We start from the raw sequence: 22,473 nt of genomic DNA, 5'->3' as shown, positions 1-22,473 counted from the left end.
CAATGGCGTAGCGACCATCCTTCGCACCACAACGGGAAGGACGGACCCGCCGCGTCTAACGATCTCGCTTCGCTCGTTCAGCCGGAGAACGGATCTTCGCCGAGTTCCTCGAGAATCCGATTCAGGTCCTGCACCGACGCGAACTCGATGGTGATCTGTCCCTTTCGTGCGCCGAGCGCCACCTTCACACGAGTGTTCAGGCGGTCGCCCAGTCGCTCGGCGATGCCGTCGAGGTGTGCCTGCCGCTTTCCTGCCGCGGGACGAGGCTTCACGTCCTTGGGCTTCGCGCTGACGATCGCCTCGGCGGCGCGAACGGAAAGATCTTCGTTCACGATTTTGTCGGCGAACTTCTTCATCGCAGACTCATCACCGGCCGCCAGGATCGCCCTCGCGTGACCAGCACTCAAGACCCCGGCGGCCACGCGCTGCTGCACGGGGGAGGGGAGCTTGAGAAGCCGGATCGTGTTCGTGATCTGCGGACGTGATCGACCGATCCGGGTGGCGAGTTCGTCCTGCGTGATCCCGAAGTCCGCCAGGAGCTGCTGATAGGCCGATGCCTCTTCCAGCGGGTTCAGCTGGGAACGATGCAAGTTCTCGAGGAGCGCGTCGCGAAGCATGTCCTCGTCGGCCGTGTCCTTGATCACGGCCGGGATCGTCGACAGCCCGACCGCCTTCGTCGCACGAAGGCGCCGCTCGCCCATGATGAGCTCGTACTTGCCCGCCTGATCGACGATCGCCCGCACGACGACCGGCTGCAGCACACCGACCTCCCGGATGCTCGCTACCAGTTCGTCCATCGCCTCTTGATCGAACTCGGTGCGAGGCTGCTGCGCGTTGGGCACGATGTCGTCGGGGGAGAGGCTTGCCAACCGCGCTCCGGGAACCGCCACGAGCTGGTCGTCGCTCGTGGCGGCTCGAGTGCCACGATCCTCGCTGAAGAACACGTCGACGGGACGCTGGGTGTCCGAACCGGTGGTCGGGATCAGCGCGCCGATTCCGCGGCCCAAACCCGTGCGCTTCGCTGCCATGTTGCTCAAGTTCCTCGTCTGCCGCTCGCGCGACGTTGCTCAGTGGTGGTGAAACGGTCTCGGTCAGCGCGGAGCGCCGCGGCGCGCGATCTCGGCGGCCGCCTCGAGATATGACAGCGCACCAGGCGAGCTCATGTCATACCTGATCACGCTCTGCCCGTAGCTCGGCGCCTCTGAAATGCGAACGGATCGCGGGATGATCGTCTCAAGAACCTGCTTCGGAAAGTGATCGCGCACTTCATCGGCAACCTGATGCGCGAGGTTCGTGCGCGAATCGAACATCGTCAGAAGTATCGTCGAGACCTTCAGCTTCGGATTGAGGTGCTTCTCGATCAGCGCGATGTTCTTGAGCAACTGGCTCAGTCCTTCGAGCGCGTAGTACTCGCACTGAATCGGGATCAGAACCTCGGTCGCCGCGACGAACGCATTGATCGTCAACAGGCCGAGCGACGGCGGGCAGTCGATCAGTACGTAATCGATCCCTTCCGGAATCTCATCGAGGAAGACGCTCATCGCTCGCGCCAGTCTCTGTTCGCGGGCGACCATAGAAACCAGCTCGATTTCAGCGCCGGCGAGATCGATCGTCGCGGGTACGCAGAACAGATCCTTCTGGTCGGGGGAGGGCTGCACAACCTCGGCCATCTCCGTGTCATTGACGATCACGTCGTAGACGCTCGGCGTGCCCTCACGATGCTCAACTCCAAGAGCTGTGGATGCGTTCCCTTGTGGATCCAAGTCGATCACCAGCACCCGCGCGCCAGACCGGGCCAGCGCCGCGGCGAGGTTCACCACCGTCGTCGTCTTTCCGACGCCACCCTTCTGGTTCGAGACCGTGAAGATGCGTGTCCGCGAGGGCAGTGGGAGCGTCGTCTCCTCGATGGCCTGTCTCCGGCGGTTGATTTCAACGATCTCGCTCGCGAGGGGAGTGGACATATCCACGGGTGCAGGCACCTCCGCGCTTTCGTTCTAGGGATGTTTCACGTGAAACACGCACTTCTTACTGCCCGCGATCACGACACGACCACGGTCTCGATCACCGCGCTGGGGCTATCTCACTGTAGCCCGGATGACCCTCGTCACCTCGTCGACGGTCCCTGCTCCGAGGACTTCCACTCGAGCGTCAGTGATGTGGAAGCGACGCAGCTCCTTCGAGGCTGCGTCGACCTCGGCCTGAGCGTTCGCGCCCTTCATCAAGACCAGCTCACCGCCGTCTCTCACCAGGGGAGCCGTCAACGGAATCAGTTTGCGAAATGCGCTCACAGCACGCGCAGTGACCTGATCCAGGGGATCGGCCAGCTTCACTTCTTCCGCTCGCGCTCGAACAACCTCCACATTCGCCAGACCGAGCGCACCAGTCTGCTCCTGCAGCCACGCGATCCGGCGCTCCATCGGCTCGATCAAGACGAACCCGACGTCCGGCCGTGCGATCGCCAACACTATTCCGGGCAGTCCAGCACCACTTCCGACATCGCCCACGCGCGCACCGGCGGAGAGCAGCGGTGCAACGAGCACGCAGTTCACCACGTGCCTCGTCCACAGACGAGGAGGTTCGAGGGGTCCGATCAGACCCCGCTCTTCGCCCTCTCTCGCCAATGCCGATGCGAACGCGCGAGCGAGCTCGATGCGGTCGCCGAACAGTTCCGCGGCGACGGGTGGTTCAGTCTCAACGGAAACGGTCATGTTTCACGTGAAACTAGGCGCGAGTGATAACGGTGTGCCGATCGGAACCCTCACCGACGGAATGGGACGAGAAGCCGCGCTCGGACACGACGTCATGCACGATCTTGCGCTCGTATGATGACATCGCCGGAAGCGCCGCCTGGGTCGCACCCTCTTCCACCCGCTCGATGGCACGGTCGACCAATTGGGTCAGCTCCTGCTTCCGTGCGTCACGCGAGCCGCCGATGTCGAGAATCACGCGAGAGTACGAGCCGGTCTTCGACTGCACAGCCAGGCGCGACAACTCCTGAAGGGCAGTGACCGTGTCACCACGACTCAGCAGGCGGAGCGCCTGCGCGTCTTCGGCCGACACGGAGACATACGCCCGGCCATTCTGCACATCGATGTCGATGTCCCCATCGAGATCGCAGATATCGAGCAGTCCCTCGATGTAGTCGGCGGCGGCGTCACCCTCGGCTTCGAGCGAAGCCAGGCTCCCAGCCTCTTCGCCGGCCACGGAGGTCCGTTCCTCTGCCTGTGCTGATTCGTCGGTCATGCTCGTCATTTCTTTCCGCCGGACTTTTTGGCACGGGACTTGCTCATGGGCTGCTGGCGCTGGGTCGTCACGGGCTTGGCAGGCACCTCATCGACGATGAGCACCGGCGCACCTTCGGGAGTCTTCAGCTTGCCCTTCCTGGCGAGGCGCGCCTCACGAGCCTTCTCCGCATCGCTGCCCGGAGTCGGCATGTTCCTGATCACGACCCACTGCTGAGCCATCGTCCAGATGTTCGAGGTCAGCCAGTAGAACATCACGCCCAGCGGGAACGCAACACCAGAGAACAGGAACACGAACGGAAGTAAGTAGAGCAGCATGCGCTGCTGCTTGAACTGCGGACTCGCCTTCGTCTCCGGCGACATGTTCTTGGAGACGATCTGCAACTGCGTGGTGAACTGCGACGCCACCATGAGGATCACCATCGTCGCCGCGATCAACATCACCGACAGGCTGTAGTCCTTGCCTGCCACCATCAACGACCACTGGGATCCGAAGGATGCGTTCAGTGGTGCACCGAGCAGCTTCGCATCCTGGAACGACTTCAGCAGGTTCGCGCCGCTCAGCAGACCGACGCTGTCGTGCCCACCCTGCGCGTCGTTCAGCACGTGGAACAGGCTGAAGAACACAGGCATCTGCAGCAAGAGTGGAAGGCAGGAGCTCAGCGGGTTCGTGCCCGTGCGCTTATACAGCTCCATGGTCTCGCGCGACATCGCCTCACGGGAGAGCTGGTCCTTCTTACCCTTGTACTTGTCCTGGATCTTCTTCAGTTGCGGTGCAACCTCGAGCATGCGCCGCTGGTTCTTGATCTGGCGAACGAAGATCGGGATCAGCGCAGCACGGATCACGGCAGTCAGACCGACGATGGACAGCACCCAGGTCAGACCGCCGCTCGGATCGAGCCCGACGGTCGTCCACAGCCAGTGCCAGGCGATCAGCAGCAGCTGCACGAGCCACTCGATCGGCCAGAGGATCGTATAGAGGAAGTCCATCTGTTAGTCGGTCATCCTTTTGCATGGCCGCGTGCCACCACGAACCCGAACGGGGTGACGCTATAGCGGGGGGTCTTCTTGTGGGGGACATCGTCGACTCCGCCGGCAGCCCATGGATGACAGCGCGCGATGCGCGCGACTCCGAGAACCGTGCCGACGAGAACGCCGTGCTCTTGAATCGCACCCAGCGCGTAGGCCGAGCACGAGGGGTAATAGCGACACACGTCGCCGTACAGGGGTGAGATCACCGTGCGATAGGCGCGCAGAATCAGCACAGCAACATTCCTCGGTAGAAGAAGAACGGTCGTCATCACGGCATGCATCGGGCGCCCACTTTGTCGACGGCTCGGCGGATCTCACCTTGAAGGGTAGTCCACGGTGCCTGCGCGGACGCTGGCAGCGCACGCACCACGATGTCGTAACCGTCGCCCAGTTCCGGCAGCAGTTCGCGACAGATCGCCTTCATGCGGCGGCGCACCGTGTTGCGAACCACTGCACCACCGACTGCCTTACTCACGACGAAACCGAAACGAGCGGGCACCCCTTCGGATGCCCGCCTCACATAGGTGATCGTGTTCGGTGCGTGCACGCGCACTCCCTGACGGACCGTCAGTCGATAATCAGCACCGCTGACGATCCGGTTCGCCTTGGCGAGCACCGCACTGCGCTACTACGCGGAAAGTTCGGTGCGACCCTTGCGGCGACGGTTCGCGAGAATGGCGCGGCCGGCGCGCGTGCGCATACGAAGACGGAAGCCGTGCACCTTGGCGCGACGGCGGTTGTTCGGCTGGAACGTTCGCTTGCTCATCAGATTGGTCTCTCGATCGATCGGTTCTTCGTGAGGCGGACCCGATGGCACACAGTCGCCGTAGGCGCCCAGAAGGAAGAATTCCCGCGCTCGCACGGCGCGGTCAACCCGTTAACGGTACGGGGTCGCTCTCACAAGGTCAAACCGGCGCCCGGCGAATCGTTGATTATGACCCGCGACAGTACTAAGCCTGGAGAGGCACGCCGACGACCCGCGAGATCGTACGCACCCGATGATTTGAGCGCGCCCGTCCGATTCGTTAGCGTGACATGCGAAGTTATCCCCAGGTTGTGAATCGGCTGTTCTCGACACGGCGTCCTGACGCGGAGAATGGCCTGACGGCACGTGGGGATAACGGTGTGGATAAGAGCGGCCGAACCCGCTGTTTCGGCCGGACTGGTCCACGATGGGGTGGATCGGACTCGCCAGGGTTCGTGGGAAAGATCTAGGGGAACTATGGCTGACGGCGATCCGGCATTGACGACCGCATGGAGATCCGTTCTGTCGACGCTCGAGGTGGATGAGCGCGTCACCCCTCAGCTCTACGGGTTCCTCAGCCTGGTCGAGCCGAAGGGCATCATGGCCGGCACCTTCTATCTCGAGGTGCCGAATGAATTCACCAGGGGAATGATCGAGCAGCGCTGCCGAGTGCCGCTCCTGAGCTCCATCGGCCGACTCGACGACTCTTTGGCGGTCTCCAACTTCGCCATCGTCGTCAATCCGAACATCACGCACGAGTCACCCCAGCTCGAGCCCGAGCGAATCGAGTCGAGCTACATCGACACCCCTCCCACCGTGACGCAGCCCTCGGCGCCGGTCACCGAGATCAGCGCCGCGCCCCGGAACGCCGATACCCGACTCAACGCGAAGTACAGCTTCGACAACTTCGTCATCGGCCAGTCCAACCGGTTCGCCCATGCGGCGGCAGTCGCCGTGGCCGAGGCCCCCGCGAAGGCTTACAACCCCCTCTTCATCTACGGCGACTCCGGGCTGGGTAAGACTCACCTCCTGCACGCCATCGGTCACTACGCGATGAGCCTCTACCCGGGCATCCGGGTCCGCTATGTCAGCTCCGAAGAGTTCACGAACGACTTCATCAACTCCATCGCGAACAACCGTGGATCGTCGTTCCAGGCGCGCTACCGCAACATCGACATCCTCTTGATCGACGACATCCAGTTCCTGCAACGAGCCGTCGAGACGCAAGAGGCGTTCTTCCACACCTTCAACACACTGCACGACCACAACAAGCAGGTGGTCATCACCAGTGACCTGCCACCGAAGCACCTCACGGGTTTCGAGGATCGGATGCTCACCCGCTTCGAGTGGGGCCTGATCACGGATGTCCAGGCTCCCGACCTCGAGACCCGGATCGCCATCCTGCGCAAGAAGGCTCAGAGCGAGCGCATCCTCGTTCCCGACGACATCCTCGAGTTCATGGCGACCAAGGTGTCGAGCAACATCCGCGAGCTGGAGGGCACGCTCATCCGGGTCACCGCGTTCGCCAGTCTCAACAAGACCCCGGTCGACATGAGTCTCGTCCAGACCGTGCTCAAGGACCTGATAACACTCGATGACGACAACGTCGTGGCGCCGGCCGACATCATCACCGCCACTGCCGACTACTTCAAGCTGAGCGTCGACGATCTCTACGGCTCCTCGCGATCGCAGGCGATCGCCACGGCGCGGCAGATCGCGATGTATCTCTGCCGCGAGCTGACGAATCTCTCCCTGCCGAAGATCGGCCAGCTGTTCGGCAACCGCGATCACACCACGGTGATGTACGCGAACAAGAAGATCAGCGAACTCATGAAGGAACGCCGGTCGATCTACAACCAGGTCACCGAGCTCACCGCACGGATCAAGCAGACGCACCGCTGACGCTCGATCGTCTCCCGTCACGGCCCGACCCGCGACACTGCTCATCCGCGCATATTCACACTGTGGATAACTCTGGGGATAGTTAACGAATAACAGGCTCCGGCGTGTGAGCGGACAAGCCGCCGCTGTGAAATCCTTGTCATTCGGTGGCCGCGCCGGCGGCGTCTGAAACCCTCACCATCAACAGCTCGTCGACAAGTCACACGCTTGTAGTTCCCTAGAGCCGACTACCATCCACCGAGTTATCCACAGTTTCCACAGCGGTTAAGCCGGTTAAAACACCAAGATTTGTTAAGCGAGGCTGCCGACAACCTCAACGACTCGCCCGGGCCTTGGTTCCCTCGTTCGCACGTCAGCAGTCGGGGGCTAGCATGAATGGCGCACCAGCATCCATCGACGTTACGGAGAACTTCGTGAGGTTTCAGGCCAACCGCGATGTGCTGAGCGAAGCGGTTTCGTTCACCGTCAAACTGCTGCCTCAGCGCACCACCTTGCCGATCCTCAGCGGCATCCTGATCAGCACCACGGAATCCGGTATCTCCCTGTCCGCATTCGACTACGAGGTGTCGGCGCAGACCGAGATCGCGGCCGACGTCGAAGAACCGGGAACGGTGCTCGTGTCAGGACGTCTCCTTGCGGAGATCGCGTCCAAGCTGCCCAACGCCCCGGTGACGTTCAGCACCGACGAGAACCGCATCGGCGTCACGTGCGGAAGCGCCAGCTTCACGCTGCTGTCCATGCCCGTGGAGGAATACCCGACGTTGCCGCAGATCTCCGGCGACGCGGGTCTGGTTCCTGCGGAAGAGTTCTCCGAAGCCGTCGCTCAGGTGGCCGTGGCGGCCTCGCGCGATGATGTGACCCCTGTCATCACCGGTGTTCAGCTCGAGATCGCCGACAACAAGCTGAGCCTCGTCGCCACCGACCGCTATCGAGTGGCCGTTCGCGAGATCGATTGGGACGGCTCGCTCGGGCAGTCGGATCCCTCCACAGCGCTTGTTCCAGCGCGCACGCTCCAGGAGATCGGCAAGACCTTCGGTCATGGCAGCACCATCTCGGTGACGCTCGTCTCGAAGGACGACCGCGAACTGATCGCGTTCACGGCGGAGAAGAAGACTGTCACGTCGCTTCTGATCAAGGGCAACTTCCCGCCGGTCAAACGGCTCTTCCCCGACACTGTCGACAACTACGCCGTGATCAACACGGCAGACCTGATCGAGGCCACGCGACGCGTGTCCCTCGTGCTCGAGCGCGAAGCCGCGCTGCGATTCACCTTCAACTCCGACGGTCTGACCCTGGAGGCTATCGGGTCGGAGCAAGCACAGGCATCCGAGAGCATCGACGCTCTGCTCAGCGGAGAAGACACCGTCGTCTCGCTCAAACCCCAGTTCCTGCTCGACGGTCTCGGCGCCGTGCACTCGGAATTCGTGCGCATCTCGTTCACGAAGACCGACAACCCGAACAAGCCGGGCCCGGTGCTCATCACGAGCCAGACCAGCAAGGAGCAGGCGGGAAGCGACAGCTACCGCTACCTGCTGCAGCCGAATCTGCTGTTGCGCTGATCGGCGCGTTCGCGCTCGATTCGCGATTCACTGCACACGACGAAGGACTACTCATGCACATCGGTCTCATCGGCCTCGGCAAAATGGGCAACAACATGCGGGCGCGCCTCGAGCGCAAAGGCATCCAGGTCACCGGTTATGACACGAACCCGGACGTCTCCGACGTCGCCTCGATCGCGGATCTCGCCAAGGCTCTCCCCGCGCCGCGGACCGTCTGGTCCATGGTTCCGGCCGGCGCCATCACCGACTCGGTCGTCACGGAGCTCGCCGGAGTTCTGGAGGCCGGCGACCTCGTGATCGACGGCGGCAACTCGAAGTTCACCGAGGACTTCAAACATGCCGAACTCCTCGCGAAGACCGGCGTGGACTTCATGGATGCCGGCGTCTCGGGCGGTGTCTGGGGACTGGACAACGGCTACGGCCTCATGGTCGGCGGCAGTGCCGCCCAGGTCGAACGAGTGATGCCCGTCTTCGACGCGCTCCGGCCCGACGGCCCGCGCGACGAGGGATTCGTCCACGTCGGCGAGGTCGGCGCCGGTCACTACGCCAAGATGGTGCACAACGGCATCGAGTACGCGCTCATGCAGGCCTACGCCGAGGGCTATGAGCTCCTGGACACACGCAAGGACATCATCAAAGACGTCACCGGAACCTTCAAGGCGTGGCAGCGAGGAACCGTCGTGCGTTCCTGGCTTCTCGACCTTCTCGTGCGCGCTCTGGAGCAGGACCCCGAGTTCGAGCACATCGAGGGTTATGTGCAGGACTCGGGCGAGGGTCGGTGGACCGTCGAAGAGGGGCTGAACAACGCGGTTCCGATGCCGACGATCAGCGCGTCGATCTTCGCACGATTCGTCTCGCGTCAGGAGGACTCACCGGCCATGAAGGCGGTCGCCGCCCTGCGCAACCAGTTCGGCGGGCACGCCGTCAAGGCCGTCGACTGACAGTGGCAGCGTCGTCGCCTCGTCAGGGGCGACACGTGGGAGGCGGTCGATGAGGGTCACGCATCTGTCATTGACCGACTTCCGAAACTACGAGCACGCGGAAGTCGAGCTCGCGGCCGGGCCCAATCTCTTCGTCGGCAGCAATGGGCAGGGCAAGACCAACCTGGTCGAATCCCTGGTCTTCCTCTCCACAGGAAGCTCTCACCGCACGCCGCTCGATTCCGCGATGATCCGGCAGGATGAGCCCTCCGCCGTCGTGCGCGTGCGGCTCGAACATGATGGCCGGGCCGTGCTGCTGGAACTGCAGCTCAACCGTGGCTCGGCCAACAAGGCGTTGGTGAACCGCTCGCCGTCGCGTCCCCGAGAACTCGTGCGCTTCCTCTCCACGGTTCTGTTCGCTCCCGAAGACCTCGCCCTCGTGCGCGGCGAACCGGCAGTGCGCCGACGATTCCTCGACGTCGTGCTCGTGCAGCGCACCCCGCGACTGGCCGGCGTGCTCGCCGACTATGACCGGGTTCTCAAGCAGCGCAACACCCTGCTCAAGTCCGCGCGGGCATCCGGCGTGCGCGGTTCCGCGCTCTCTACGTTGGATGTCTGGGACGAGCGCCTCGTCACCCTCGGTTCCGAGATCGTCGACGAACGAGTCGCCCTCATCGACGACTTGGTCGGTCCCGTTCGGGATGCCTACCACGCAGTCGCCGGCGCCGATCACGGTCCGGGACTGGTCCCCTTGCTCTCGGTGGACGGGGCCGCCCCCGATGACGACGGGGAGGCATCCTCCGACGCCCCGGCGGCGATGAACGGAGAAAGCACACGGGATCGCTTCGCCGCGGCCGTTGCCGCGTTGCGTTCCCGTGAACTCGACCGCGGGGTGACCTTGGTCGGGCCGCATCGCGACGACGTGCGGTTCGAGCTGAACGGACTCCCTGCCAAGGGCTACGCCAGCCACGGGGAATCGTGGTCGTTCGCGCTCTCGCTGAGACTGGCATCCGCTCAGCTGTTGCGCGATCATTCCACGACAGGCGATCCGGTGCTGATCCTCGACGACGTGTTCGCGGAACTGGACCAGGCGAGACGGGCCAGGCTGGCGGCATCCGTGCACGATTTCGAACAGGTGCTCGTCACGTCGGCAGTGCTGGACGACGTGCCCGATGAGCTCCGTGCGCACACCGTGCACATTCGCGGCGGTCAGGTCGTCGATGAGTGAGGCGGCCGACTTCTATCGGCACTTGAAGGAGCTCTTCGGGTCCGACCCGTCGCGCGGGCGCCGGCGGGCCGAACGAACCGGCCGTAGCGAGCGCACCGGAAGCCAGCCGTTCGACCCGGGGAGGGAGCCGCGCGGGCTGGGCGGTCTGATCGATTCGCTCGCCCACGAGCTGGGCTGGAGTTCCCCGTTGGCGAAGTCGGAATTGATCGCCGCGTGGGGCGACGTCGTGGGAGAAGAGACGTCGAAGCACTCCGCGCCGGTCGGCATCGAGGGTGGAACTCTGACCGTGCAGTGCGACTCGACGAGCTGGGCGACACAGCTTCGGCTGATGCGCGGAGAGATGCTCGCGCACATCGAGCGGAGGTACCCCGACGCGGGTGTGGAGAACATCCGCTTCATAGGGCCGGACGTCCCCACTTGGAAACGCGGCCCCAGGTCGGTTCCAGGCCGCGGTCCACGCGACACCTACGGTTGAGCGGCCAAATCTGCCCAACCCTCGATTTTCATCGCCTCAGACGGCCGTTTCTCGCCCGATCACCAGGACCCACTTGGTAGAATGAGTGGTCACGAAAATCGTGTGGTCAGGAGCTCATAACGCAATGACGACAGAACCGAAGACGGCTGGAACCGATAGTGATTACGGCGCGAGCCAGATTCAGGTTCTCGAGGGTCTCGAGGCGGTCCGCAAGAGACCCGGAATGTACATCGGATCGACCGGTCCACGAGGCCTGCATCACCTCGTGACCGAGATCGTCGACAACGCAGTCGACGAGTATCTGGCGGGCTACGGATCGCACATCGACGTCACGCTCACGCAAGACGGTGCGGTCCGCGTGATCGACAACGCCCGCGGCATCCCGGTCGCCATCCACCAGCCCGAGGGCATCTCCACGGTCGAGCTCGTGCTCACCGTTCTGCACGCCGGCGGCAAGTTCGGCGGCGGTGCCTATGCGGTCTCAGGCGGATTACACGGTGTCGGCTCGTCGGTGGTGAACGCCTTGTCCACCCGTCTCGACGTCGAAGTGAAGAACCGCGGATACGTGTGGACGCAGACCTACCACAACGGCGTCCCGGATGCCCCGCTCGAGCGCGGCGCTGAAACCAGCGACACCGGAACCACCATCACGTTCTGGCCGAGCGCCGAGATCTTCGAGTCGACGGAGTTCGACTACGACACGTTGCGCACGCGGTTCCAGCAGTACGCCTTCCTCAACAAGGGGCTTTCGATCTCGCTGTGGGATCGGCGCGAGCGTGAAGCGCTGGACGAAGACGGCGAGGTCCTGCCGGAGCGCAACGACACCTTCCTCTATCAGCGAGGACTCGAGGACTACGTGGAGTACCTCAACTCCGCCAAGCGAGCCGACATCGTCAACGACGAGATCATCTCGTTCGAATCCGAGGACACCGAGCGCAAGATCGCACTCGAGGTCGCGATGCAGTGGACGACCGCATACACCGAGAGCGTGCACACCTATGCGAACACGATCAACACGCATGAGGGTGGAACCCATGAAGAAGGTTTCCGTGCTGCGCTGACGACGCTGGTCAACAAGTACGCGAGAGAGAAGGGCATCCTCAAAGAGAAGGATGACAATCTCTCCGGTGAGGACGTGCGCGAGGGTCTGACGGCCGTCATCTCCGTGAAGCTCGGTGAGCCGCAGTTCGAGGGCCAGACGAAGACGAAGCTCGGCAACACCGAGGCGAAGGCCTTCGTGCAGAAGGTCGTCGGTGATCAGCTGGGCGACTGGTTCGATCGGAATCCGAACCAGGCGAAGGAGATCATCCGCAAGGCCATCCAGGCGGCGACCGCGCGCTTCGCCGCGCGCAAGGCGCGCGACACCGCACGGCGTAAGGGTCTGCTCGAGGGCGGTGGGATGCCGGGCAAGCTGTCCGACTGCTCGAGCCGCAATCCCGACGAGAGCGAGATCTTCCTCGTGGAGGGCGATTCCGCCGGTGGTTCGGCCAAGCAAGGACGCAATCCGGCGACCCAGGCCATCCTTCCGCTGCGCGGCAAGATCCTGAACGTCGAGAAGGCGCGGCTCGATCGTGCGTTGGCGAACGCCGAGATCCAGGCGATGATCACCGCGTTCGGAACCGGCATCGGAGAAGATTTCAACGGTGAGAAGGCGCGGTACCACAAGATCGTGCTGATGGCCGATGCGGATGTCGACGGCCAGCACATCACGACCCTCCTGCTGACCCTGTTGTTCCGCTACATGAGGCCACTGATCGAGATGGGCTACGTCTATCTCGCCCAGCCACCGCTGTACCGGCTGAAGTGGTCGAACTCCGATCACCAATTCGTCTACTCGGACCGCGAGCGCGACGCGTTGCTCGCCGACGGGCTCGCAGCGGGCAAGAGGATTCCGAAAGACAACGGCATCCAGCGCTACAAGGGTCTCGGCGAGATGAGCTACCAGGAGTTGTGGGAGACCACGATGAACCCGGAGACGCGCACGCTGCTGCAGGTGACCATGGATGACGCGGCTGCGGCCGATGAGACGTTCGCGACGCTGATGGGTGAGGACGTCGAGTCGCGACGGCACTTCATCCAGAAGAACGCGAAGGATGTGCGGTTCCTCGACATCTGAGACCTGTCGCCCAGCAGTGGTGCCCGGGGATCGGACGATCGCCGCGGGCCATTGGACGGCGCCGGGCCGCAGAGCACGAGACGTACGAGAAGAAGAAGCAGAAGAGAAATAGATGGCAGACGAGACCGACGGCACTGAACAGACCGTTCCCGAGGGCGCCGAAGAGAACCTCGGCATCGTGCACGGAAAGATCGAGCCGGTCGAGCTTCAGCTCGAGATGCAGCGCAGCTACCTCGACTACGCGATGGCCGTCATCGTCGGACGAGCACTGCCCGAGGTGCGCGACGGCCTGAAGCCCGTGCACCGCCGCGTGATCTACGCGATGTACGACGGCGGGTACCGGCCGGATCGCGCGTTCTCGAAGTGCTCCCGTGTGGTCGGCGATGTGATGGGTCAGTTCCACCCGCACGGCGACACGGCGATCTACGACACGCTCGTGCGACTCGTCCAGCCGTGGAGCCTTCGATATCCGCTGGCACTCGGCCAGGGCAACTTCGGCTCTCCCGGCAATGACGGTGCTGCCGCGATGCGGTACACCGAGACGAAGATGGCGCCGCTCGCTCTCGAGATGGTGCGCGACATCGACGAAGACACCGTCGAATTCCAAGACAACTACGACGGGCGCACCCGCGAGCCGTCGATCCTGCCGAGCCGATTCCCGAACCTGCTGGTCAACGGGTCGGTGGGCATCGCGGTTGGTATGGCCACGAACATCCCTCCGCACAACATGCGCGAGGTCGCGGCCGGTGCATTGTGGGCACTCGAACACCCGGATGCCTCGCGAGAGGAGCTCCTCGACGCTCTGATGGAGCGCATCAAGGGACCGGACTTCCCGACGGGCGCGCAGATCCTCGGCGTGAAGGGGATCCACGACGCCTACCGCACGGGCCGGGGCTCGATCACCATGCGTTCGGTGGTCAACGTCGAGGAGATCCAGGGCCGCACGTGTCTGGTGGTCACGGAACTTCCCTATCAGGTGAACCCCGACAACCTCGCCATCAAGATCGCAGAGTTCGTCAAGGACGGGCGAATCGGCGGCATCGCCGACATCCGCGACGAGTCCAGTGGTCGCACCGGTCAGCGCCTCGTCATCGTTCTCAAGCGCGACGCGGTGGCGAAGGTCGTGCTGAACAACCTGTACAAGCACACGCAGCTGCAGGAGAACTTCGGCGCGAACATGCTCGCGATCGTCGATGGCGTTCCGCGCACGCTCCCGCTGGACGGGTTCGTCACGGCGTGGGTCGATCACCAGATCGACGTGATCGTGCGTCGTACCCAGTACCGGTTGCGCAAGGCGGAGGAAGACGCGCACATCCAGCGCGGTCTGGTCAAGGCGCTCGACGCGCTCGACGAGGTGATCGCGCTCATCCGGCGCTCGCCGAGCGCCGATGAGGCGCGCTCCGGACTGATGGAGCTGCTCGGCGTCGACCAGGTGCAGGCGGATGCCATCCTCTCCATGCAGCTGCGTCGCCTCGCGGCGCTCGAGCGGCAGAAGATCATCGACAACCTTGCTCGGCTCGAAGCCGAGATCGCGGACTACAAGGCGATCCTCGCCGATCCGACGCGTCAGCGGACGATCATCGCAGAAGAGCTGACCGAGATCGCCGACAAGTACGGCGACGAGCGACGCACGAACATCCTTTATGGGTTCGACGGCGACATGAGCGTCGAAGACCTCATCCCCGAGGAGGAGATGGTCGTCACCGTCACGCGCGGCGGCTACATCAAGCGCACCCGGAGCGACAATTACCGCTCTCAGCACCGCGGTGGCAAGGGCGTGAAGGGCGCGCAGCTGCGCGGCGAAGATGTCGTCGAGCACTTCTTCGTGACGACGACGCATCACTGGCTCCTGTTCTTCACGAACAAGGGCCGCGTCTATCGTGCCAAGGCCTACGAGGTGCCCGAGGCGGGACGCGATGCGAAGGGCCAGCACGTGGCGAACCTGCTGGCGATGCAGCCTGACGAGGACATCGCGGCGATCCTGGACATCCGCGACTATTCCGCTGCGAAGTACCTGGTGCTCGCCACTCGTGCGGGCCTCGTGAAGAAGACAGCTCTCGACGAGTACGACACCAACCGCACCGGCGGCATCATCGCGATCAAGCTGCGCGAAGAAGACGAGCTCATCTCGGCGCTCCTCGTCGAAGAGGACTCCGACATCTTCCTCGTCTCGCGCAAGGGCATGTCGCTGAGGTTCACCGCGACCGACGAGGCGATGCGGCCGATGGGTCGCTCGACGTCCGGCGTGATCGGCATGCACTTCCGTGACGACGACTCGCTGCTGGATGCCTCGGTCATTCACGCGGGCACCGTCGCTGCCGCAGGCTCCAGTGGTCAGCCAGACCCCAGCGAAGCTGCTCCGGATGCCAGCGAAGCCGTACCGGACGCCGACGACGAGAACTTCGTCTTCGTGGTCACCGAGGGCGGGTATGCGAAGCGCACCGCGGTCGACCAGTACCGGCGCCAGGGGCGCGGTGGTCTGGGCATCAAGGTGGCCAAGTTGAACGACGATCGTGGCGACCTCGCGGGCGCTCTGATCGTGGCATCCGACGACGAGGTTCTCGTGGTTCTTGCCAGCGGCAAGGTGGTACGCTCTGCCGTGGCCGAGGTGCCCGCGAAGGGTCGGGACACCATGGGTGTCGTGTTCGCTCGCTTCGCTGCAGATGACAAGATCATCGCCATTGCACGAAACACCGAGCGGAATCTGGACGCTCACGACGCCGAGCCGGGGGAGACTGAGACCGGCGAGGAGGCCGAGCAGCCCGGAAAGGACAACCTTCGTAGATGAGTAGTGTGGCGGATCGTTTGGCTCAGAAATCGTCTTCGCGCAAGCCCTCCGGCCGGGGCAAGAGCAAGCAGGTCAGGCTGCGGCTGGTCTACGTCGACTTCTGGTCTGCGGTGAAGCTGTCCTTCCTCGTCGGCCTGTGCTTGGCGATCATCTCGATCGTCGGCGCTTTCCTGATCTGGATGGTGCTGGACCAGACGGGCATCTTCGACAACCTGAACAGCCTGTTCAAGGACATCTCGGGAACCAGCGGGAGCGACCTCAAGTCGATCCTGAGCCTGGGTACCGTCATGGGCTTCTCCATTGTGGTCGCCGTGCTGAACCTGGTCGTCACGACGGCGCTCGGTGCGGTCTGCTCGCTGCTCTACAACCTCAGCGTGAAGATCACCGGCGGTCTCCTGGTGGGATTCACGAACAACTGATGGGGCCCCCGTCGGGTAGAGGCCCGCGCTGCGTGAGCGGCGCGTGGGATGCCGGTTGCGAAGGCGAGAGTGAAGCGAACGAGTTCGCTTCACAGAGCCGATGGAAGTTGTCGAATGGCCGAGCCATGAACACAACTGAAACCAGGCCCATCTCGATTCGCAAGATCACAGACGCTCCGGTAGGCTAGCGTTCGGCCCAATTGCGGGTCGACCTCAAGGGGATATAGCTCAGGCGGTTAGAGCGCTTCGCTGATAACGAAGAGGTCCGAGGTTCAAGTCCTCGTATCCCCACGGTTGAGATCCTTCATGCGGGAGATCACCAATGCAGTCGCGCGACGCGACGTACGCGCCTTCCGCACCACAGCGATTCGGCGGCGTGTACAGCGAATCGCGTAGCGACGCACGCCGGGCGTGGACCGGCGTGCAATAGGCACGGGGCCTTAGCTCAGTTGGTAGAGCGCCTGCTTTGCAAGCAGGAAGTCAGGAGTTCGATTCTCCTAGGCTCCACAATTCAGTGGTACGTGAGGTGCGTTGTTTCCGCACGGCGTAGCGACGCACGCCGGGCGGGGACCGCCGTGCTGACGAGCACTGTGCGGCTTTGGCCAGCGCCGACTACTGGAGCGTGAAGAGCCACGCGCCCACGACGCCGACGCTGGCGACGCCGTAGAGCAGGTACCAGATCACGAACGCGATCGCTGCGCAGGCCCCGACCAAGAAACCGAATGCAACACACACGCCGACGATGCCCAGAGCTGCACCGCCCGCGGCCGTGGTGGCCGGCTCGACTTCCACGGCTCGTGTGTCGAAGTCGAACAGCTCGCGCGCGTCATCGGTCACGCGACTGAGTCTATGGCGCGCGCCGGGGTTCATCCGTCGCAGATTCCCCTCATCTGCGAGTGTCAGGGTGAATACGTCACGACCGAGAGGAGACGTCGGTGTCCGTCGTCAAGATCAATGCCCTCCGCGTTCCGGAAGGAACCGGCACGGAACTGGAGGCACGTTTCGCTGCGCGCAAGCATTCCGTCGACTCGGAGCCCGGTTTCGAGGGCTTCCAGCTGCTGCGTCCGACGGGCGGTGAGTCGCGCTACTTCGTGATCACCACATGGGCGACGGAAGAAGACTTCCAGGCCTGGCGTGGCAAGCGCACTCCGCACGCTCCCGCGGGAGCAGGCAGTCCCACGCTGACGACGCAGTCGGAACTGCTCGAATTCGAGGTCGTCGATCTCGCGGACTGACGCCGATCTCGCGGGCTGACGCCGCCCCCCGACGCGGCGTCAGTCGGTAGGATCGCGCACCGGCTCCCCAGGTGCGGCGACATAGGGTGTCTGCATGGACATCCGCGTCGCCGCGTACGCCGTCATCGCCGACGGGGGGCGCGTGCTGCTCGCACACTGGAACGAGCACGGGCGGAGCGGATGGACGCTTCCGGGCGGGGGGCTCGAATCCGGTGAAGACCCGGCGGATGCGGCCGTGCGAGAGGTGTTCGAGGAGACCGGCTTCAACGCCGAACTCGACGAATTGATCGGCGTGAACTCACACATCATCCCCGCAGACCAGCGCGACTCGGGGCGCGGGGCACTCCAGGCGCTGCGCATCGTCTATCGAGCGCACATCACGGGCGGCGACCTGCGCAACGAACTCCACGGGTCGACTGACGAAGCGCGGTGGTTCTCGCTCAGTGAAATACCCTCGCTGCGCAAGGTCTCGCTGGTCGGCGTGGGGCTGCGCTATGCCGGTCTCCTGAAATAGCGCACAGCGTTCGTCTACTCAGACGACGGCGACTCGGGGAAGTCGTCTTCCGCGACCCACAGCTCGTCATCCGCACGGAACGTCTGCCACACGGCGTACGCCACACCGACGACGGCGACGGCCCCCAATGCGAGCGCGAAGTAGGTTCCGAAGCCCGGCCCGGACTTCTCGGGAACCTTCTTCGCGACTGCACCCTTCGCTGACTTGAGGCGCTTCACGGCCGCCTGCACGCGCGTGTCGTTTGCGACATCCGCGACGCTCAGAGCGGTGCCGAGCACCGTGCCTACGGCGGGAACGACGCTGTTCGAGATCACATCACCGGCAGCACGGGTGACGGGACGGAAGTACTGGTCGTAGCCCTCACGCAGACGTGGGGCGACCTCTTCTCTCGTGTACTGGGCCGCCTGTCGGCCGGCCTCCTGGGCGGCGGTGTTGGCCCGCCCCAGAACATCTTGCTGGGCCCCCCAGATTCCCAGGGCTTCAGCGCGAAGCCGGTTGAGTTCCTTCTGGCGCTTACGTGACAGACTCACGGTTCCTCCACCCGGTCGTACTTGCAGTCCCTCCATCTTGCCACCGAAAGCCTGGGCGGCCAGGGGTAGCGCAAATCCGCTATGCAAGAATTGAGCCCATGTCCAAGCACACCGCAGTGGCCACGCTGCACACCAACTACGGCGATATCGCCGTGAACCTGTACGGCAACCACGCACCCAAGACGGTGCGCAACTTCATCGGACTCGCCACCGGCGAGCAGGAGTGGACCGACCCGAAGACCGGCGACCAGCGTAACGACAGCCTGTACGACGGCGTCGTGTTCCATCGCATCATCCCCGGATTCATGATCCAGGGGGGCGACCCGCTCGGGCTCGGAACCGGCGGTCCCGGCTACCGTTTCGACGACGAGATCAACCCTGAACTCGACTTCACCCAGCCGTACATGCTTGCGATGGCGAACGCCGGCATCCAGGGCGGGCGCGGCACCAACGGCTCGCAGTTCTTCATCACGGTCGGCCCCACGACATGGCTGCAGGGCAAGCACACGATCTTCGGCGAGGTCGCGGACGACGATTCGCGTCGTATCGTCGACAAGCTGGCCGGTGTGCCGACGGATGCTCGTGACCGGCCGCTCGACGACGTCGTGATCGAGTCGATCACCGTCGACCAGGCATAGCAACGACGGGTCTCGTCAGAGCTCAGAGTGTCTTCATCGTCTACGCCCGGTGCGCCGGCCGCGCTCGCTTGCTACCGGCATCCGGATCGCTACACCTACGTGCGCTGCCAGCGCTGCGGCCGTGCCATCTGCGGTGAGTGCCAGACGCCAGCGCCGGTCGGGGTGATCTGCCCGGAGTGCATGCGGCAGCAGCGCGCCAACGCTCCGCGCACGAAGCCGGCGATCCTCACGCGGTTCACAGGACCCGGCAAGCCGGTGGTCACCTATGTGATCATCGCGGTCTGCGTCATCGTCTTCATCGCGCAGTGGATCACCGGCTTGGGCTCGGGTCCGGTGACGAGCAATCTGCTCTACGCCGGCATCTTCGGCTATCCCTCGGGCGAGGTCGTTCAGACTTCGTCGGGTGCCATTCTGGCGTCGTTCGAACCGTGGCGCATGATCACTGCCGCATTCGTGCATGCCAACCTGCTGCACATCGCGCTGAACATGTACACGCTGTGGATCTTCGGCATCGTGCTGGAACCCATGCTCGGCAGAGTTCGCTACGCCCTGCTGTTCGTGATCAGCGCCATCGCCGGCTCCGTGGGCGTCTACCTTCTGGACTCGCCCGCGCAGGGCGTCGTCGGCGCATCCGGAGCGATCTTCGGGATGATGGCGGCACTGCTCATCATCCAGCGTCACATCGGCGGTCCGATCCGACAGCTGCTGGTGCTCGTGGGCATCAACCTGGTGATCAGCTTCCTTCCGGGCTTCGGCATCGCATGGCAGGCGCATGTCGGTGGCCTCGTCGGCGGTGCGATCGTCGGCCTCATCTACATGCAGACGCGGCAGCGGTCTCGCCGACCGTTGCAGATCATCCTGATCGCGGCACTGGTGGTGGTTCTCGTGGTGGTCGGCAACTGGCACGCGATCATCGGTTGAGACGACGGTGGTTATCCACAACTTTGCCCCCAGAAGTTATCCACAGGGTTTTTCACAGGGGGATAATTACAGCCGTGTAATTGCTACGCCGGGATGCCATCGCTCGGGACCGCGGCTCGACCGTCAGCGAGAGCGGCGACCGCAGATCAGCGCCAGCGAGTCGTCATGAGGAAGCCGATGAAGGCGATCGCGAACCCGATCAGGATGTTCCACGCACCGACGCCCGGGATGGGGTACTGGCTGCCACTGACGTAGAACACCACGATCCAGAGCAGGCCGACGATCATGAAGCCGAGCATGACCGGAAGGAACCACACCGGGTTGGGGGCGTCGCCCCTGGACCGGACGTCTTCGGCCGGTCGAGTGGAGCGCTTGGTTCGGGTCTTGGAAGCCATAGTGAGGCCATTCTATCGGTAGCACCGGGGTGCACAGGGTGTCGTGCACCTTAGCGATCGCCGGGCTGTCGGCTCGCACAGGGCAGCGGCCGTTAGAATCCCGAATCGTGACCGACCACGAGCATCCGCCCGACGATCTCGGCCTCGACGATCTGTTCTCGTCCGAGGGAGCCGAGGATCTTCCGGGCAGCTCAGGTGGCGGCGGCCGCCGCCAGCGGGATGGAGGTCGGCGCCGAGGCAAGCCGAAGCGCAGGGTCTCGATCGTCGGAGTGTTCGGCGAACTCCTCGTCACAGCGGGCGTTCTCGTGCTGCTGTTCCTGGGCTGGCAGACATGGTGGCAGTCCGGCGTGCTCGCCGCTCAGCAGAACAGTGCGGCCGCCGAGCAGAGCCAGAAGTTCCTCGACCAGGCGAAGAACGAGCCGACGCCGACCCCGACCGCCGTGAAACAGCCGGACGGCACGACGAAGAAGGACTACGGCACGCCCCCCGTCATGTCCGCGCCCGGTGCGGCGCAGGCGTTCGCCGTGATCTATGTGCCGCGGTTCGGCGCCGACTGGAAGCGGACGATCCGTGAGACCGTCGACGTGGAGAGCGTTCTGAACAGCTACGACGCCGGCGTAGGCCACTACTCCGACACGGCGATGCCGGGCCAGGTGGGCAACTTCGCTATCGCCGCGCACGACACGGGGTATGGGAACACGTTCATCGACGTCTCGAAGCTGCGCGTCGGAGACGCCATCTACATCCAGACGAAGGACGGCTACTACACGTACCGCTTCCGGAACATGGAGTACATCCAGCCGAACGCCGTGCAGGTCCTCTATTCGGTACCGCAGGTGAAGGACGCCAAGGCGACCGATCGCTACATCACCCTCACGACGTGCAATCCGCCGTATCACGCTCAGGAGCGCATCGCCGCGTTCGGTGTGTTCGAGTCGTGGCAGCCCCTTTCCGCGGGCCCGCCGAAAGAGATCGCCTCGACCGTGGGAGGCAACTGATGTACGGCGCGCTCTGGCGGGTCCTGCCCGGACCGATCTGGCTCAAGATCATCATTCTGCTGGTGCTCATCGCGGTCGTGCTCTATTGCCTCGTGACGTGGGTCTTCCCCTGGATCGACGGGATGCTGCAGAGCAACGAGGAAGGAACCGTGTCGGTATGACCCACGTGCTCGTCGTCGACAATTACGACAGCTTCGTCTACACCCTGAACGGATATCTGCAGGAACTCGGTGCGCAGACGACCGTCGTGCGCAACGATGCGATCGCGGGAGAGGACATCCCCGATGCTCTCTCCGATTACGACGCGGTTCTGCTTTCGCCCGGTCCCGGCACGCCGGCGGATGCGGGCGTCTCGATCGGTGTCGTGAACACGGTGGTGAAGTCGGGAATGCCTCTGCTCGGCGTGTGCCTCGGACACCAGGCCATCGCGGAGGCGTTCGGTGCCACGGTGACGAACGCCGAAGAGCTGATGCACGGCAAGACGTCGATCGTCGAGCATGACGGTTCGGCGTTCTACGCCGGAGTCCGGCAGGGCTTCACCGCGACCAGGTACCACTCGCTGGCCGTCGTCGATGGCACGCTTCCGGATGACCTCATCGTCACCGCGCGCACGTCCGGTGGCGCGATCATGGGCGTGCGACACCGCACGGCGCCAATCTACGGTGTGCAGTTCCACCCCGAGTCGGTTCTTACCCAGGACGGCTATCGGATGCTCGGCAACTGGCTCGCCGTCGCCGGCCTTCCCGAGGCTCAAGAGCGGGCGCGGTCCCTCGACCCGCTGCTCGCTGCCGGCTGAAGCGCGGCGCCTGCGGCGTC

26 protein-coding genes and 2 tRNA genes are annotated in these 22,473 nt (G+C 64.0%); 17 read left to right on the top strand and 11 right to left on the bottom strand.

What is annotated here, in order from left to right:
• Positions 1–77: 77 nt before the first annotated feature.
• From H623_RS0116785 to rpmH, 8 genes are all read right to left on the bottom strand, one after another.
• Positions 78–1,028: a ParB/RepB/Spo0J family partition protein gene (locus H623_RS0116785; RefSeq protein WP_022902088.1), complete on the bottom strand. Its 951-nt coding sequence runs from the start codon at positions 1,026–1,028 to the stop codon at positions 78–80.
• A gap of 63 nt (positions 1,029–1,091) precedes the next feature.
• Positions 1,092–1,961, bottom strand: coding sequence for a ParA family protein (locus H623_RS0116780; protein ID WP_022902087.1), 870 nt, complete (start codon positions 1,959–1,961; stop codon positions 1,092–1,094).
• Between the two features lie 114 nt (positions 1,962–2,075).
• Complete coding sequence (gene rsmG / locus H623_RS0116775) at positions 2,076–2,708, bottom strand: 16S rRNA (guanine(527)-N(7))-methyltransferase RsmG (RefSeq protein WP_022902086.1); 633 nt, start codon at positions 2,706–2,708, stop codon at positions 2,076–2,078.
• A gap of 13 nt (positions 2,709–2,721) precedes the next feature.
• On the bottom strand, positions 2,722–3,252 hold the full coding sequence (locus H623_RS0116770; RefSeq protein ID WP_022902085.1) for a Jag family protein: 531 nt from the start codon (positions 3,250–3,252) through the stop codon (positions 2,722–2,724).
• Complete coding sequence (yidC, locus tag H623_RS0116765; RefSeq protein ID WP_022902084.1) at positions 3,249–4,232, bottom strand: membrane protein insertase YidC; 984 nt, start codon at positions 4,230–4,232, stop codon at positions 3,249–3,251. The genes H623_RS0116770 and yidC overlap by 4 nt, the downstream gene beginning before the upstream one ends.
• Positions 4,233–4,243: 11 nt before the next feature.
• Positions 4,244–4,555 (bottom strand): membrane protein insertion efficiency factor YidD, encoded by a 312-nt coding sequence (yidD, locus tag H623_RS0116760; RefSeq protein ID WP_026940493.1) that lies wholly within the window; start codon positions 4,553–4,555, stop codon positions 4,244–4,246.
• The gene (gene rnpA / locus H623_RS0116755; RefSeq protein WP_022902082.1) at positions 4,543–4,890 is read right to left on the bottom strand and encodes a ribonuclease P protein component; all 348 of its coding nucleotides are present in this window, start codon (positions 4,888–4,890) and stop codon (positions 4,543–4,545) included. The genes yidD and rnpA overlap by 13 nt, the downstream gene beginning before the upstream one ends.
• A 12-nt stretch (positions 4,891–4,902) precedes the next feature.
• A complete protein-coding gene (rpmH, locus tag H623_RS0116750; protein WP_026940492.1) occupies positions 4,903–5,040 on the bottom strand; it encodes a 50S ribosomal protein L34 in 138 nt (45 codons plus the stop codon).
• 456 nt (positions 5,041–5,496) lie between these two features.
• On the opposite strand from rpmH, the gene dnaA reads away from it, so the two are divergent.
• The 10 genes from dnaA to H623_RS0116700 all read left to right on the top strand — a co-directional run bounded on the left by dnaA (position 5,497) and on the right by H623_RS0116700 (position 16,933).
• Positions 5,497–6,921, top strand: a complete 1,425-nt coding sequence (gene dnaA, locus H623_RS0116745) for a chromosomal replication initiator protein DnaA (protein WP_022902080.1) — start codon at positions 5,497–5,499, stop codon at positions 6,919–6,921.
• 413 nt (positions 6,922–7,334) lie between these two features.
• Entirely contained in the window at positions 7,335–8,480 is a 1,146-nt protein-coding gene (gene dnaN, locus H623_RS0116740) for a DNA polymerase III subunit beta (protein WP_026940491.1), read from the top strand.
• Positions 8,481–8,533: 53 nt separating this feature from the next.
• A complete protein-coding gene (gene gnd / locus H623_RS0116735) occupies positions 8,534–9,421 on the top strand; it encodes a phosphogluconate dehydrogenase (NAD(+)-dependent, decarboxylating) (protein WP_022902078.1) in 888 nt (295 codons plus the stop codon).
• 49 nt (positions 9,422–9,470) lie between these two features.
• Entirely contained in the window at positions 9,471–10,628 is a 1,158-nt protein-coding gene (gene recF, locus H623_RS0116730) for a DNA replication/repair protein RecF (protein WP_022902077.1), read from the top strand.
• Positions 10,621–11,103, top strand: a complete 483-nt coding sequence (locus H623_RS0116725) for a DciA family protein (RefSeq protein WP_022902076.1) — start codon at positions 10,621–10,623, stop codon at positions 11,101–11,103. The genes recF and H623_RS0116725 overlap by 8 nt, the downstream gene beginning before the upstream one ends.
• A gap of 124 nt (positions 11,104–11,227) precedes the next feature.
• Positions 11,228–13,219 (top strand): DNA topoisomerase (ATP-hydrolyzing) subunit B, encoded by a 1,992-nt coding sequence (gene gyrB / locus H623_RS0116720; protein ID WP_022902075.1) that lies wholly within the window; start codon positions 11,228–11,230, stop codon positions 13,217–13,219.
• Between the two features lie 112 nt (positions 13,220–13,331).
• Positions 13,332–16,007 (top strand): DNA gyrase subunit A, encoded by a 2,676-nt coding sequence (gyrA, locus tag H623_RS20660; RefSeq protein WP_022902074.1) that lies wholly within the window; start codon positions 13,332–13,334, stop codon positions 16,005–16,007.
• Entirely contained in the window at positions 16,004–16,426 is a 423-nt protein-coding gene (locus H623_RS0116710) for a DUF3566 domain-containing protein (RefSeq protein ID WP_022902073.1), read from the top strand. The genes gyrA and H623_RS0116710 overlap by 4 nt, the downstream gene beginning before the upstream one ends.
• Before the next feature lie 217 nt (positions 16,427–16,643).
• Positions 16,644–16,717 (top strand) — tRNA-Ile (locus H623_RS0116705).
• Positions 16,718–16,860: 143 nt separating this feature from the next.
• A tRNA-Ala gene (locus H623_RS0116700) sits at positions 16,861–16,933 on the top strand.
• Positions 16,934–17,038: 105 nt separating this feature from the next.
• On the opposite strand, the gene H623_RS0116695 is transcribed toward H623_RS0116700, so the two are convergent.
• On the bottom strand, positions 17,039–17,263 hold the full coding sequence (locus H623_RS0116695; RefSeq protein ID WP_022902072.1) for a hypothetical protein: 225 nt from the start codon (positions 17,261–17,263) through the stop codon (positions 17,039–17,041).
• Between the two features lie 98 nt (positions 17,264–17,361).
• Between H623_RS0116695 and H623_RS0116690 the strand changes: the two genes are divergently transcribed.
• Both H623_RS0116690 and H623_RS0116685 read left to right on the top strand, forming a co-directional pair.
• Positions 17,362–17,661, top strand: a complete 300-nt coding sequence (locus H623_RS0116690; protein WP_022902071.1) for an antibiotic biosynthesis monooxygenase family protein — start codon at positions 17,362–17,364, stop codon at positions 17,659–17,661.
• Between the two features lie 94 nt (positions 17,662–17,755).
• On the top strand, positions 17,756–18,175 hold the full coding sequence (locus H623_RS0116685) for an NUDIX hydrolase (RefSeq protein ID WP_022902070.1): 420 nt from the start codon (positions 17,756–17,758) through the stop codon (positions 18,173–18,175).
• 14 nt (positions 18,176–18,189) lie between these two features.
• On the opposite strand, the gene H623_RS0116680 is transcribed toward H623_RS0116685, so the two are convergent.
• Positions 18,190–18,705 (bottom strand): hypothetical protein, encoded by a 516-nt coding sequence (locus tag H623_RS0116680; protein WP_022902069.1) that lies wholly within the window; start codon positions 18,703–18,705, stop codon positions 18,190–18,192.
• A gap of 98 nt (positions 18,706–18,803) precedes the next feature.
• Between H623_RS0116680 and H623_RS0116675 the strand changes: the two genes are divergently transcribed.
• Both H623_RS0116675 and H623_RS0116670 read left to right on the top strand, forming a co-directional pair.
• Positions 18,804–19,343: a peptidylprolyl isomerase gene (locus H623_RS0116675; RefSeq protein ID WP_022902068.1), complete on the top strand. Its 540-nt coding sequence runs from the start codon at positions 18,804–18,806 to the stop codon at positions 19,341–19,343.
• Between the two features lie 27 nt (positions 19,344–19,370).
• Positions 19,371–20,264 carry a rhomboid family intramembrane serine protease gene (locus tag H623_RS0116670; protein WP_022902067.1) on the top strand — a complete coding sequence of 298 codons (894 nt, stop codon included), beginning with the start codon at positions 19,371–19,373 and terminating at the stop codon, positions 20,262–20,264.
• Between the two features lie 146 nt (positions 20,265–20,410).
• On the opposite strand, the gene H623_RS0116665 is transcribed toward H623_RS0116670, so the two are convergent.
• Positions 20,411–20,659 (bottom strand): cell division protein CrgA, encoded by a 249-nt coding sequence (locus H623_RS0116665; protein ID WP_022902066.1) that lies wholly within the window; start codon positions 20,657–20,659, stop codon positions 20,411–20,413.
• Between the two features lie 107 nt (positions 20,660–20,766).
• Between H623_RS0116665 and H623_RS0116660 the strand changes: the two genes are divergently transcribed.
• Genes H623_RS0116660 through H623_RS0116650 form a run of 3 tightly spaced genes read left to right on the top strand, consistent with a single transcriptional unit; the run spans position 20,767 to position 22,453 of the window.
• Positions 20,767–21,657, top strand: a complete 891-nt coding sequence (locus H623_RS0116660) for a class E sortase (RefSeq protein ID WP_022902065.1) — start codon at positions 20,767–20,769, stop codon at positions 21,655–21,657.
• A complete protein-coding gene (locus H623_RS22000; RefSeq protein ID WP_022902064.1) occupies positions 21,657–21,818 on the top strand; it encodes a hypothetical protein in 162 nt (53 codons plus the stop codon). Before H623_RS0116660 ends, H623_RS22000 begins: the two co-directional genes overlap by 1 nt.
• A complete protein-coding gene (locus H623_RS0116650) occupies positions 21,815–22,453 on the top strand; it encodes an anthranilate synthase component II (RefSeq protein WP_022902063.1) in 639 nt (212 codons plus the stop codon). The genes H623_RS22000 and H623_RS0116650 overlap by 4 nt, the downstream gene beginning before the upstream one ends.
• Positions 22,454–22,473 lie beyond the last annotated feature (20 nt).

Source organism: Humibacter albus DSM 18994 (genome assembly GCF_000421825.1).
Taxonomy (GTDB): Bacteria; Actinomycetota; Actinomycetes; order Actinomycetales; family Microbacteriaceae; genus Humibacter; species Humibacter albus.
Note: the sequence above shows the minus strand (reverse complement) of the source record. Positions and strands in the feature narration are given on the sequence as shown.